We start from the raw sequence: 13,063 nt of genomic DNA on the forward strand, positions 1-13,063 counted from the left end.
ATCGATCGACCACTGTAAAAACCGTCGCGTCGTACGCTCGTTCAACCAACCTCCCAGAGATAGCATCCCCCACAACAACCGATGTAGTACGCTCATTTGAATCATCATCCGCACTTCCCAAGTTGGATGTTTTTGGTAGAAAAGTACCCCCATGCGCGCCCGTTGCCGTTCTCGGTCGATAATTTGCGGCAGTCGTTCTAAAGTAAATGCGGGATTCCAGTGATATCCTACCGCTTCAGGACATTTAATGAGTTTTAATCCCAATTTTTTCAATCGCACCCCCAACTCTAAATCCTCCCAACCGTAGAGATAAAAGCGAGGATCGAACAATCCGGCTTTTTCCAACCAACGACGAGAAATTGCCACATTTCCCGTGGCAAAGTAAGCCGCCGAAAAATCCGTAATTTTGTAGGGTTCGTCTGTTGGATTCTCGAAGTTATTGGTATTAATAACCGCACCGTAGGTAAAAACGCGATCGAATTGTTTCTTTCCCCGTTGCAATCCGTCGGCATGAGCTTGCAAAAAGGTTTCTGTCACCACTAAATCGCTATCGATAAAGACGATCGTATCCCCCTTGGCTTGCTGCACCCCCAAATTTCTGGCAGTGGCGGGACCTTGGTGGTTCTGTTGGTACCAATACAGCCGGGAAACATTGTGAGCGTAGTCTGCCAGCCAGGATCTTGTTTCATCTGTCGAGCCATCATCGACGACAATCACCTCATAATCCTCAACAGCAGTCAGGGACGTAAATCGCTGATTTAAACAGGCTTTGAGACACTTTTCTAAGATGGGTTTACGATTGTAAGTGGGAATGACAACGCTGAAAAACATAGGGTGAGATTCGAGTCAAAAAATAGAGGTCGCATCTAGACAGGAAGAGAAAGAGACCGGCGAGCATCGGGCTGACATTAAAAGTGCGTTTTGCCCCTGGGGATAGACACAGAAAATTGACTGTTCTTCCTCCATTTTCCCCAGCTCAGAATCGACCATTTCAATCCTGGCAAGGGATCGATCCTCCACTCCTACAAGACACAATGTGAAATTCGCGTGTATTATAAGGTATAGGTATCCATCTCCTGTAATTCTTTATGGTTTTTAACCCCGAATTCTTCAGCTCCGATACAGAAGATCGACAAGTCAACCAACTGCTCAAGTATCTCCAAAATCAACCCCCAGAAATTCTCGCTCATATTGCGAAATCTGCCAGTCCCGAGATAAAAGACATTATCTCGCGGAACGTGCAGGGGTTGGTTGGAGTCTTACCCACAGAAGGTTTTAACGTCCAAATTGCGACCGATCGAGAAAATATGGCGGGAATGTTAGCCTCTGCTATGATGACGGGGTATTTTCTACGCCAAATGGAACAGCGAATGCAACTCGACAAGAGATTTTCGGGTGCGGTATCGTTTACAGCTCCTTCCTCCAACGAGCCGAATCCAACTTCCTCCGTTGAAGAAAGCACTGAAGAGAGCGGCTACTAGATACAAATCCTGTGTCAGTTTTCGAGAACGCGCCAACACAATTCTTCGGTTGTTGCGACCGATCGAATTGTCACTCTCGCTCCCGGCTCGATGACGAGTTCGCTTGCTACCACTTCTGTTTCGGCATGACCTCAATCGTAAGTATATCCCAATCGCGTCCGCAGGAAAGCGTTTGTGCCGTCGGAAAATAGCATTAATTCGACAACCCAGCATCGGTGTTCGATATCTGTCTTTTCCGGAAATTGTCGCTGGCAGCTTCGATTGCTGATTTCGGGGTTGGGACGGAGGCAGAAGAAATCTTCTGGAGCACCCCAAATCGGACGATCGAGATCGACGAGGGAACCCACAAGCACATCGTAGCCTTCTGAGTTAACCTTCGATCTCTTAAAGCTCTGGGGTTTGCCAAAGGCACGTGGTAATATTAACATCAAAAATTCCTACCCTTAAATTAAACTCCAAGGGGGTTTGGAGTTCCCACGAGTTTCACAAAACTGCGCCGATGGCCAGGGTCAACATTTCAATGCTATGAGTCGAGATTTATTCGCCCGAATCGCGCTCGCCCAAATTCCCAAAATTCTCACGTTACTCGATCGCAATCCCCACAGTCCCACCTACGGCTGTTTCGATCGCAATTTTTGGCACTACAAAATTATCGATTTTCCCAGCGGAATGTCGCAGGAGTTCGTTTGGCCTCTGGCACTGGCCTACCAAACCGACGTCCCCGAAAACCCCTTTTACCAGGAAAGTTCGATTCGAGACTGGGTGGAAGCGGGCATTCTATATGCCGCTCGCAGCGCCCATGCCGATGGTTCCTGCGACGATTACTTTCCCTACGAACGGGCAGCCGGGGCATCTGCATTTTCCCTGCTGGCGTGTGTCGAAAGCTACCAGCTTTTGGAACTCGACAACAAAGAAGCTTTGCGATTTTTCGAGCGGCGCGCAGATTGGCTGGCCCACCACGAAGAAAGCGGTCAACTGACCAACCATCAAGCCTTAATCGTATTGTGTTTGGAACTGGTGGGGCGACTGCTGCAAACCTCCAAGTGGAAGCGGGCGAAACTGCGCCGATTCGAGCGAGTCTTGGACTGGCAGCGCGATGAGGGTTGGTTTCCCGAGTACGAAGGCTGCGATCCGGGGTATCATACCCTGACGCTGTGGTGTTTGGCACGGCTGGAACGAATGCGATCGCCCTCGGATCCTCGTCTCAAAGAGGCACTGGTTAAAGCCGTCGAACTGGCCAGTCTCTTCATCCATCCCGACGGTTCCTATGGCGGAGAATACAGCAGCCGCAATACCTATAACTTCTTTCCCCACGGCTTCGAGTTAGCTGGACGCTGGATACCCAAGGCTCTGGCAATTAACGATTTATTCTTGCAGGGACTCGAAAACGGAAAAGCACCCTGCTACGCCGACGACCACATCATCGGACACCACACTTGGAACTACCTGTTGGCATGGCAGGATTTTATCGAAGAGCGTCCGGAACCCCTTCCTCGTCCCCTAGGGCAAATTTGGCTCAAAGAGGCGAACCTACTCGTCATCCGCCATCCCACTGTCGAGATAGAGTCAGCTGGGGAGATCGGGGCAAAAGAGGTAGAGGAAGAAAACGAGCGGTCTGAGATGCCTGAAACGACCGCTATTTCATCAGAAGGGGCGATCGTGGAATTGTATGTCTCCCTGAATAAAGGTGGGACGTTCAAACTCTTTCGAGATCGCCAACTCGTTGCCTCTGACACCCATTTCTCCCTGCAAGTTCGCCATGGCGGCAAGCTCAAAAATGCGGTCGGTCATCTCATTGCGAACGATAAGGTCAGTATCGAGAAAAATGAGATTATTATCATCGGGCAATTGGGCTGGGCGAAGCAGCAGCAAATGACCCCTCTGAAAATGATGATTTTGCGATCGGTAATGTTAACAGGTGGGCGTTTTTTCCCCAATCTGATTCGTAAAATCCTGCAAGCGATGCTAATTACTGGCAAACAAGACGCGCCATTTCATTTCACCCGCACCTTCCGTTGGGAAGATGGATACTGGAATATCAGCGACGAACTGTTTTCCCAATCCAAATCTTGGAAAAAAGTGGTCAGTGCTGGAATCGGTTGCGCCCAAACTTCGATTTATATTGTCATGAGTCGGACATTTCAACTAGGACAACTACTGCCCTGGCTCGATCTAACCGATCGCGTTAAAGAACTTTCCCAGGGACAATCCCTGCGAGTCGATCGTAAACTTTGACATGGGGAGCGAGGAATGGCTCATCGAGGAATGCGCGCGTACTCAGATTTTGAACCCCTATTTGTGGAAGCGATCGCCATTCACCCTCAGCCGATTGCTGTCTCCGCGTCTCTTCTTCTCCCATCTCTCCTCTAACTCCTCACCACGTCCCCCGTTTCCGAATTCGGAACTTCGAAATTCCTTCTTCTCTTGCTCTCTCGTATTCTCTTGTTTTTTCCGTCTGATGGCACTTTCGGGATGCCGTAAGACCGTGGGAGTCGATCCACGTCACCACCGAACCTTTCACCCCCAGACGAAAGAATTAGACGTGACGGCGAACGAACGGAATCAACTCGGAGACGATCGGGTGCCCGACTATTTGACTTGCATTCGTTCTGGGGAGCAACGATCCTGCTCGATCGAGTTCAGTATAGAGATCGATTGCGCTTCATTCTCGATCCTGCCCGATGGACTTTCCGCAACAATCCTCATATCTTTAGCGCCTCGAGGATAGACGATCTCGATGACAATCGATGCACTTTCAAGCGGTTTTCTTCAAGATGGGGGTTAAGATAAAGTTGAGCTTTCATCGGTTGATACCATTTAAACTCAAATTCACAGCCAAACGATCGATTGCGACTAGATGCAGAGGTTCGCATGAGCGACATCATCTTAGAACTAGATACCCTCAAAAAACAATTGAGTACGACAACACGACGACAAAAACCCAAGATGCTGGTTGTCGATGACGAACCAGATAATCTCGATTTGCTCTATCGGACTTTTCGGCGAGATTTTCAAGTAACGAAGGCTGAAAGCGGATTGCAAGCCTTGGAGGTACTCGAACGGGAAGGTGAAGTGGCTGTCATCATCTCCGATCAGCGGATGCCGGAAATGAAAGGGACGGAATTCTTAAGTAAAACGGTTCCCCAGTTTCCCAACACCGTACGCATTATCCTCACGGGGTTCACGGATATTGAGGATTTAGTCGAGGCGATTAACTCCGGACAAGTTTACAAATACATCACCAAACCCTGGGATCCCACGGAATTGAAAAAGGTGGTGCAACGGGCATCGGATACTTATGAAGTACTCAAGCAGCGCACGGAGGAATTAAAGCGATCGGAATCTCATATGGCGCTACTAAAATCAATTCTCGATACGGCGCAAACATCGAAAAATTGGGAAGAGGCTCTCGATGCTCTAGCAATAGCAGTGGGAGAGGAGTTCTGCGTCAATGGATGCATTCTCCAACCGACTTGTGACGATCGCTTCGATACCGTCGGTATTTACAGTCCGGAAGCTCCTCTGGAAAATTGGCTCGATCGAGATCCGCTCGTACAAGAGGCGATCGCCCAGAAAACCGTTCGGTTCGCCATCGATATTTCTACCGATGCGAACTTGTCAGAACTCCCTCACTACCAAAATGCGGGTGTTCGCTCTCATGTGGCGATGCCACTGGTCTTCCAAGAAAAACTCCTGGCAATTTTGTCTCTTCAATGGCACCAACCCGTGCAACTGCAAGAAGACCGACTCGAACTTCTGCATTTGGTCGCACGACAGATCGCGTTAGCGATGGCTGCTATTCCCTCACAAGCTTAAGGAGAAACACCAGAAATTGTGGACTGAAGAAATGAGAAAATATACAAAGTGCAAGTGAAACTGAGGCGATATCCTCGCCCTCGATCGTACTTTTGCGATTTAGAGGATCGAGTCGAGCTTCCCAGTTAAAGTCATGGTGTAATGTACGCTTGAACAGCGATCGTTGCGTGCGTGCCTCGATAAAATTTGTATTTTGATTCCCTGAACCTCTCCTAATCTCTAGCGCGCAGCGCTATCGCGATAACAACTTTTTCATGACGTTTTCCCCTTCCGCCGATCGAATTCAATCGCTTTTCAACCGTATTGCCCCGATGTACGATCGCTTTAACGATCGCCTGAGTGCCGGAGCGCATCGCGTCTGGAAGCAAATGACGGTGAAGTGGAGCGGAGCCGAACCCGGAGATACCTGCTTGGATGTCTGCTGCGGCAGTGGTGACTTAGCGCTGCGATTGGCCGAGGCAGTGACCCCCAACGGACGGGTGGTTGGAGTCGATTTTTCGTCCGCCCAGTTGGCAGTAGCCCGACAGCGTTCTGGGTGCTGCTATCCCCCTCGTACCATTGATTGGGTGGAAGGGGACGCTCTGAACTTACCTTTTGACGATTGCGCGTTCGATGCGGTGACGATGGGATACGGCTTGCGGAATCTAATGGATATTTCCCAAGGACTGCAAGAGTTACATCGCGTCCTCAAACCTGGAAAATCAGTGGCGATTTTAGATATGCATCGTCCTCCTAGCGCGGTGATGCGATCGTTCCAGCAATGGTATCTCGATACCATCGTCGTCCCCACGGCAGAAGAATTTGGTCTGACGGAAGAATATGCTTATATCGGGCCGAGCTTGGATCGGTTCCCCGTCTCTAGCGAGCAAGTACACCTCGCGCGGGTAGCGGGTTTCGGTCGCGCCACGCACTATCCCATCGCGGGCGGTATGATGGGAGTATTGGTGGCAACGAAAGATCGGAGTTAAACGTTGCGATTTAACATCCTCGCTCTTGCTTTCCCCAATGCGCGAAGCGCTATACATCTCGTTCTCGGTCAAATCTTTTGAACTTGTCGAATGTGTTGGTTTTAATTGCGCCTCCCATCCTCGGTGGGATTATTGGCTATTTCACCAACGATTTAGCTATCAATATGCTATTTCGACCGTATAAGCCAATTTATCTTGGCAAGCGCCGCCTACCATTTACGCCGGGTTTAATTCCTCGCAACCAAGAGCGCCTGGCAAAGCGCGTTTCCGACACAATTATGAGTTCGCTGCTCACGCCAACGGAATTACAAAACTTGGCGCGGCGACTCCTGCAAACCGACCGGGTTCAAGGGGCAATTCTCTGGTTGCTGCAAACCGCTCGCGAGCAGATAAAATTAGATGTCGAACGCAAAACCACGAAGATTTTAGCGGGAATTCTTCACGATCTATTGAGTCGTTCTCTGCCACGTTTAATTAAAGTGTTAGCGCGCCGAGAAGACTTTTTAGAAGAACAACTCGATCGGGTTTTCGATGAGTTTTTGCTTGAGTTTCAACTGAGTGAATCTCAAGCCGGTCAATTGGCAGATTGGATGCTTAGAGTCGTGTTTCCACCGGATACATTACGGTTGACACTGATTGATTTTTTGACCGATCGCAATATTGCAATTATTGACGATGGATTCCGCGAACGCACCAGTGGAACCTATTGGGTGGTTGCCAACTTATTAGGTTTACGCAATACCCTGACCCGCTTGCGCACGTTTTGTTTGGATGAAAAAGCTTCGACGAACGCGCGTTTATCCGAACTGGTGAAGTCTTTATCGATTCGAGAGCGACTCAAAGAGTGGCTGCAAAATTTATCTTTGCAAAATCTACCGGTGACGACGGTCAAACAACTGCGAAAGACATTTCGAGACAGTGTCAGAACCTATGTTCAAGCTGAAGGTACGCAGTTTTTAGAAAAGTTGAGCGATTCTCTCGATTTAGAAGGCATCGCTCAGCTGATTATCAATCGATTGCGAACATCATCTGCATTTAGTTCCTCGCTAGAATTAATCAGTGCCGAACTGGCGATTATTCTCGATCGCTATTTGGAAAAAGATTTAGAAGAAATTGTTGCCAAAGCTATTCCCATTTTGGCCATCGACAAAGTCATTATCGATCGCGTCAAGTCTACTTCTCCTCAAGATTTAGAAGCCGCAATTCAAGGAATTGTAAAAACCGAGCTGCAAGCAATTGTCAATCTAGGTGGTGTGTTAGGGGTAATGGTGGGTTCCCTACAAACAATTTTTCTTTTATTTCGATAAAATTTTGACGAAAATGTATCGATTGACACTTAAATAGTCCTGGCTTTAGAAGAGAAGAAAAACGTAAAAAAAAATTGAGAGGGAGGATATAAACTTCAAAAAACACGGCTGACGAAATATTCTCAAAGACCAGGCATCAGCCAGGTTTTTTTTAGATGAAAGAATGATAAGACCGAGCTAATTTTCTTTACATGAGAAGAAATTTATTAAACAAGATGGTATAATAAAAGCCAAGATAATTTCTAACATTCAAGCATCTAAATTAGTCAAAAACGGTAAAAACTGCTCATCGAGAAAAATACCGATTCTTCACGATGGCATTTTTTAAAATATCGGTTCGGACGATCGATTTCATCCCTAGTCGATCGATATCGTTCCAACCGCCCACCATCCCCAGCAAGCGCGAGAACACCAGAGTATGGTGGAACCCCACGAACAAATCACGATCTCCGAATATCAATTGAGTGCGAACTCGTTTCGAGAGGGAACTTGGAACCACGATGTTTCTCAAAATCGAGAAGCCTTAGTGGCGGCCATGCCGAAAAATCCAGGAAAAATTCTCGATCTCGGCTGCGGGCCCGGACGAGACCTGGTCGCCTTCAAAGAACTCGGGTATGAAGTCGTGGGCTTAGATGCGACACCGGCTTTTGTGGAAATGGCTCGCAGCGTATCGGGTTGCGAAGTTTGGCAACAATGTTTTGAGAGCCTTGACTTGCCGCCGGAAACCTTCGATGGGGTTTTTGCCAACGCATCGTTAATCCACGTTCCGCGCTCTGCATCCCTGGTTGTTTTGAAGCAACTGTGGGCGACTCTAGTTCCCGGAGGTGCGATCGTCATGTCCGTCGCCCGAGGAGAAGGAGAAGGCTATACTCAACGTCCCACAGGCAATCGCTATATTACCCTGTGGGAATACGAAACCCTAGCATCAGAGTTGGAACGAGCGGGTTTTGAAATTCTCGAGCGCTACTACCGACCGCCGGGTTTACCTCGCCAAGAACAATCTTGGTTGGTAGTTACCGGTCAAAAAATCCTCAGCACGAGACCCTCGCAATCCTAGTCTTACCATCGGGAACGCTCTACTTCCCTCCGTCGTTCTTCACGGCTTCTTCACAGCTTCTACCTAGTTTGGATGTAGTCCTGTTTCGACCCCACTTCTAAAACGAAGTCTTAAAGTAAAGCTAATTCCGGAAATTTGCTATGAGTCAATCTTTCGTTCCCGTCATCCTCGCCGGTGGTAAAGGCGAGCGCTTCTGGCCCTTAAGTCGCAAGCAGCGCCCCAAACAGTTTCTCTCTCTCGATGGTAGCGGGATGAGCTTGCTGCAATCGACCGCACAACGCCTGTGCCCGACCGCCGAGGGATGGGAGCAGTTATGGGTCGTCACAGCTTCTCACCTGGCTTCGGGTATTCGAGAACAGTTGCCCCAGCTACCGCAGGCGAATCTCCTCGTCGAACCCGAAGGACGAGATACTGCACCAGCCGTCGCCTGGACGACCTTAGAAATTGCCAAGCGATATGGGGAAGATACGGTGGTGGGCTTTTTTCCCGCCGATCATTGGATTGCCGATCGCGAGAAGTTCGATCGAACGTTAGATGCAGCCGTCGAATTGGCTAGCGTTCGAGATGCGATCGTGACCCTGGGCGTGAAGCCCGGTTATGCCGCCACGGGATACGGGTACATCGAACAAGGAGATGCGATCGGCGAATTCGGTTCCCTAGATGCGTATCGCGTGACTCGCTTTACCGAAAAACCCGACACCGCCACCGCCGAGGAATTTTTAGCAACCGGTCGCTTTAGTTGGAATAGCGGTATTTTCGTGTTTCGGGCTGGTGTTGCCCTGTCCCAGTTGCGAACTCACGCCCCCGAACTGATGCAGATGCTCGAAGAACGAGGCATCGAGGCATACCCCGAATTACCCAAAACCAGTATCGACTACGCCCTGATGGAAAAAACGGACTTGGCGTGCGTGCTACCGGTGGCGTTTGGATGGGACGACTTGGGCGATTGGAATGCGATCGAACGATTGCTTAGAGGCGACGAACCCAATGTAGAACTGGCAAATCATGTCGGACAGGATACAGAAGGGGCAATTCTATACGCCAGTAACGATCGCGATGTCATCGTCACCATTGGTTTAGAAGATATACTCGTCGTTCGCGATGGCGACGTCACCCTCGTGGTGAAAAAAGACCGCACTCAAGACATCAAACAAATCCTCAAAGCCGTGCGAGATAATCCCAAGTACGCTCACTTACTTTAATTAGGGAATAGGGAGCAGGGAATAGCAACGGACAATTGAGGGATGGGTCAGTGGCAACGCTCTTCCCCCTCTCCCCATCCCTCAATCTTCCCCAGGTACGGACATTCACCATAGTGGTAAGTTTTACATTCCGTTACATTATTAATAGGTCGGGAAATAACGAATCGGTAAGCTCTGGGGTAGACCCGAGAAAGACTAAAATAGAAGCCTGCACCGATTCAGCCTTGCCCAGTCGAAATTAGAGGAGGCGCAAATGAACGGCACCTTTCGCGTGGGGAACTTGTTCGGCATCCCCTTTTACATCAATCCGTCCTGGTTTTGGATTCTAGGATTGGTCACACTCAGCTATGCAGGCCGACTTGGACTGCAATTTCCAGAATTAGGCGATGCGCTGCCTTGGTTACTGGGATTCCTTGCTGCTTTGCTGCTATTTGCCTCGGTGCTCGCCCACGAGTTGGGACATAGTTTTGCGGCAATGCAACAGGGGATCGAGGTCAAATCCATTACCCTGTTCCTGTTTGGAGGCTTAGCGAGTTTAGATCGAGAATCCAAAACACCCGCTCAAGCATTTTGGGTGGCGATCGCCGGCCCAGCAGTCAGTCTGGCATTATTTTTGTTATTCGTTTTTCTCGGGAACAGCTTGCCCGTTTCCGGACCGGTGGCGGCGATTTTCAGTTTGCTGGCTTCCATCAATCTAGTGCTGGCGCTGTTTAATTTAATCCCCGGCTTACCCCTTGATGGTGGCAATATTCTCAAAGCGATCGTCTGGAAGATTACCGGCAACCCCTACAAAGGTGTCGTATTTGCCAGTCGAGTCGGTCAGGCCATTGGTTGGTTGGCGATCGCGTTCGGAGCAATTCCCATACTCTACGGTATCTATAGCGGTTTGTGGACGGCGTTGATCGGTTGGTTCTTGCTGCAAAATGCCGGTCGTTCGGCTCAGTCGGCGACGTTGCAGCAGAAACTCTCGGATCTAACGGCTCAAGATGCAGTGACACCCGACAGTCCCATTGTCCCAGCCAGTTTATCCCTACGGGAATTTGCCAATACATTTATTATCGGACGGCGGGAATGGCGGAAGTTCCTGGTGACGGACGAGAACGGTCAACTCCTTGGAGAAATTGAAATCGATCGCATGAAAGAGGTTCCCACATCTGAGTGGCCTCAAACTCGGGTCGAAGAATTGATGAAACCTGTCGAACTGACTAATACGGTTAAATTCGATCGCTCTTTACTCGAAGCCGTCAATTTGTTGGAAGAGAAAAAACTCCTCGAACTCCCCGTAATTGGAGAGAATGGGGCGATTGTAGGAATTTTGGAAAAGGCGGCAGTCATTCGCCTGCTTCAGCAGAATGACACGCAAGCTAATCCAGCTTAAATCTCCACTTTTGGGGAGCGCACAGCTCCCCAGTTTTTTGGAAGCCATGGTTGATTGGTTCAAATTATCATTCTCCTGGTTTTACAGCCTCCTTGTCACCCCTTGAGATTTTCGAGTTTAAAGGTTGGTAGACTGCAATTCTTGATGAAGCATAAAGCCATTCAGATTCGCGAGTTTGAGTTGGATAGCCGTTACGAGCAAAGTACGATCTCGTTAAAAAAGTCTTACTCGGCAACTTAGAGGAAATGAATGCTGACTTTTTGATTCAAAAGCTGAAGACCCAATGCCGATTTCAATTTTTCTCCCGATCGCCCTGGAGTACATCCATGACTTCCGCCGGTGTAATTCCTAAAATTCGAGCGAGGGGTTCGATGTATTTGCGATCGATCTCTTTGCCTTCTGCTAACATCCGAAGTTGTTGGGGCGAAACTTTATATGTATCGCAAAATTTGACGAATTCTTGAGGAGAAACTCGCAAATCTTTTTGTCGATCGATGAGCATCGCGGCGATCGCCCTCGGACCAAATTTCGGTCTTTGGGCTTTGGTTCTGTACTTTTGTACCAAGTCATCTAATTTGCTGCGATCTCCACCGAGTTTGCGGATCAGATCCGAGCAGGCAATTCGCAAAGCTTTGCGCAAGGTTTCTTGCTCGTTGAGAGACTCGACGATTTCTCGAGCGTAAAACGGTTGACAGTAGCCGACAAGCTGACCGTTATGCAGAATTGGAACGTGGGGGCGATCGGGGTTAAATTCCCAAGAGTCGGGTTCTCGAATATCTTTAATCATTAAAATTACCCTTTTTTTGGCTCAGTTTGACAGGTTTTAAGTTTGAGAATTTAATTTTAGAAATAATGATGAAATTTTCAATAAATATTTTGAATAAAAGAAATGGTAATTTTTTTTAAATTAACTCAAATATCGTTATAATTTAGACTCTAAAATGTTTTTAAAAAAGCGCAGAACGGGCGACTCAATCGAGTTTCCCCTACGCCCCCTTGCTTTTTTACGCTCCTAACTCCTTTGCCCGAGCGCACGCTGCCCGGACTGCTTCAATAGATGCCGATCGCAAACCCGATCGTTCCAGACAAGCAATCCCAGCAATTGTAGTGCCGCCGGGACTGGTGACGCTATCTTTAAGTTGGGCCGGGTGCATTCCCGACTCATTGAGGAGTTGCGCCGTGCCTCGAACCGTTTGGATTGCCAGTTGAGTCGCTATCGCCCTGGGCAAACCCACGGCAACTCCTCCATCAATCAGCGCTTCGATAAACACCGCTACATAACCCGGCCCGGAACCCGATAGACCCGTCACCGCATCCATCAACGATTCTGGCACTTCAACGACCTCTCCCACCGCTTCGAGGATGAGTTTGGCTCGCGATCGGTGTTGGGGTACGACAAACTGACCCGATGCCATCGCTGCGATTCCCGCGCCGACGGTAGCCGGGGTATTGGGCATCGCCCGCACGATCGGTCGTCCGGGGAAAACTCCTTGCAATTTTCCCAAAGGGACTCCCGCCATAATCGAGAGGATGAGGGGTTTGTCTTCTTCGATGTCGGTGGCTTCATCGCGCAACCGCTCGGCGATCGCATCAAACACTTGCGGCTTAATTGCCAACAACAGCACGTTTGCTGCGGCGATCGCTTCCCCAGAGTCGGAGAGCGTCCGGACCCCATACTGTTGCTCCAGGTGGCGAGCGCGATCGGGTTGCAGTTCTACCACCCAGACTTCATGAGGCTGGTAAACCTTCTCGGCAAGCAAGCGGGATAGGAGCGCTTCTCCCATAACCCCGCCGCCAATAATGCCCAATTTACAATGGGTCATGCCCTACTGAGACACCCGGTTTACCGCAGCC

12 protein-coding genes are annotated in these 13,063 nt (G+C 49.2%); 8 read left to right on the forward strand and 4 right to left on the reverse strand.

Annotated elements, in window-relative coordinates; all coding sequences use genetic code 11:
* A partial coding sequence (locus IQ235_RS06150) for a glycosyltransferase family 2 protein (RefSeq protein WP_264320613.1) occupies positions 1 to 831 on the reverse strand: 831 nt, incomplete at its 3' end.
* Between the two features lie 257 nt (positions 832 to 1,088).
* Between IQ235_RS06150 and IQ235_RS06155 the strand changes: the two genes are divergently transcribed.
* Positions 1,089 to 1,481 carry a DUF760 domain-containing protein gene (locus IQ235_RS06155; protein ID WP_264320614.1) on the forward strand — a complete coding sequence of 131 codons (393 nt, stop codon included), beginning with the start codon at positions 1,089 to 1,091 and terminating at the stop codon, positions 1,479 to 1,481.
* A 131-nt stretch (positions 1,482 to 1,612) separates the two neighbouring features.
* Here IQ235_RS06155 and IQ235_RS06160 read toward each other — a convergent pair whose 3' ends face one another.
* Positions 1,613 to 1,909, reverse strand: coding sequence for a hypothetical protein (locus tag IQ235_RS06160; protein ID WP_264320615.1), 297 nt, complete (start codon positions 1,907 to 1,909; stop codon positions 1,613 to 1,615).
* 97 nt (positions 1,910 to 2,006) lie between these two features.
* Between IQ235_RS06160 and IQ235_RS06165 the strand changes: the two genes are divergently transcribed.
* The 7 genes from IQ235_RS06165 to IQ235_RS06195 all read left to right on the forward strand — a co-directional run bounded on the left by IQ235_RS06165 (position 2,007) and on the right by IQ235_RS06195 (position 11,209).
* Positions 2,007 to 3,716, forward strand: coding sequence for a hypothetical protein (locus IQ235_RS06165; protein ID WP_264320616.1), 1,710 nt, complete (start codon positions 2,007 to 2,009; stop codon positions 3,714 to 3,716).
* Between the two features lie 636 nt (positions 3,717 to 4,352).
* Positions 4,353 to 5,297, forward strand: coding sequence for a response regulator (locus IQ235_RS06170; protein ID WP_264320617.1), 945 nt, complete (start codon positions 4,353 to 4,355; stop codon positions 5,295 to 5,297).
* A 254-nt stretch (positions 5,298 to 5,551) separates the two neighbouring features.
* Positions 5,552 to 6,265, forward strand: coding sequence for a bifunctional demethylmenaquinone methyltransferase/2-methoxy-6-polyprenyl-1,4-benzoquinol methylase UbiE (ubiE, locus tag IQ235_RS06175; protein WP_264320618.1), 714 nt, complete (start codon positions 5,552 to 5,554; stop codon positions 6,263 to 6,265).
* An 83-nt stretch (positions 6,266 to 6,348) separates the two neighbouring features.
* The gene (locus tag IQ235_RS06180; protein WP_405196649.1) at positions 6,349 to 7,572 is read left to right on the forward strand and encodes a DUF445 domain-containing protein; all 1,224 of its coding nucleotides are present in this window, start codon (positions 6,349 to 6,351) and stop codon (positions 7,570 to 7,572) included.
* 418 nt (positions 7,573 to 7,990) lie between these two features.
* Positions 7,991 to 8,629: a class I SAM-dependent methyltransferase gene (locus IQ235_RS06185; RefSeq protein WP_264320620.1), complete on the forward strand. Its 639-nt coding sequence runs from the start codon at positions 7,991 to 7,993 to the stop codon at positions 8,627 to 8,629.
* A 140-nt stretch (positions 8,630 to 8,769) separates the two neighbouring features.
* A complete protein-coding gene (locus IQ235_RS06190; RefSeq protein ID WP_264320621.1) occupies positions 8,770 to 9,831 on the forward strand; it encodes a mannose-1-phosphate guanylyltransferase in 1,062 nt (353 codons plus the stop codon).
* A gap of 253 nt (positions 9,832 to 10,084) precedes the next feature.
* Positions 10,085 to 11,209, forward strand: coding sequence for a site-2 protease family protein (locus IQ235_RS06195; RefSeq protein WP_264320622.1), 1,125 nt, complete (start codon positions 10,085 to 10,087; stop codon positions 11,207 to 11,209).
* A 292-nt stretch (positions 11,210 to 11,501) separates the two neighbouring features.
* On the opposite strand, the gene IQ235_RS06200 is transcribed toward IQ235_RS06195, so the two are convergent.
* Both IQ235_RS06200 and proC read right to left on the reverse strand, forming a co-directional pair.
* The gene (locus IQ235_RS06200; protein WP_264320623.1) at positions 11,502 to 11,996 is read right to left on the reverse strand and encodes a hypothetical protein; all 495 of its coding nucleotides are present in this window, start codon (positions 11,994 to 11,996) and stop codon (positions 11,502 to 11,504) included.
* Positions 11,997 to 12,213: 217 nt separating this feature from the next.
* Positions 12,214 to 13,032 carry a pyrroline-5-carboxylate reductase gene (gene proC / locus IQ235_RS06205; protein WP_264320624.1) on the reverse strand — a complete coding sequence of 273 codons (819 nt, stop codon included), beginning with the start codon at positions 13,030 to 13,032 and terminating at the stop codon, positions 12,214 to 12,216.
* Between the last annotated feature and the right edge of the window lie 31 nt (positions 13,033 to 13,063).

The organism is Zarconia navalis LEGE 11467 (genome assembly GCF_015207075.1).
In the GTDB taxonomy this organism is placed as follows: domain Bacteria; phylum Cyanobacteriota; class Cyanobacteriia; order Cyanobacteriales; family Geitlerinemataceae; genus Zarconia; species Zarconia navalis.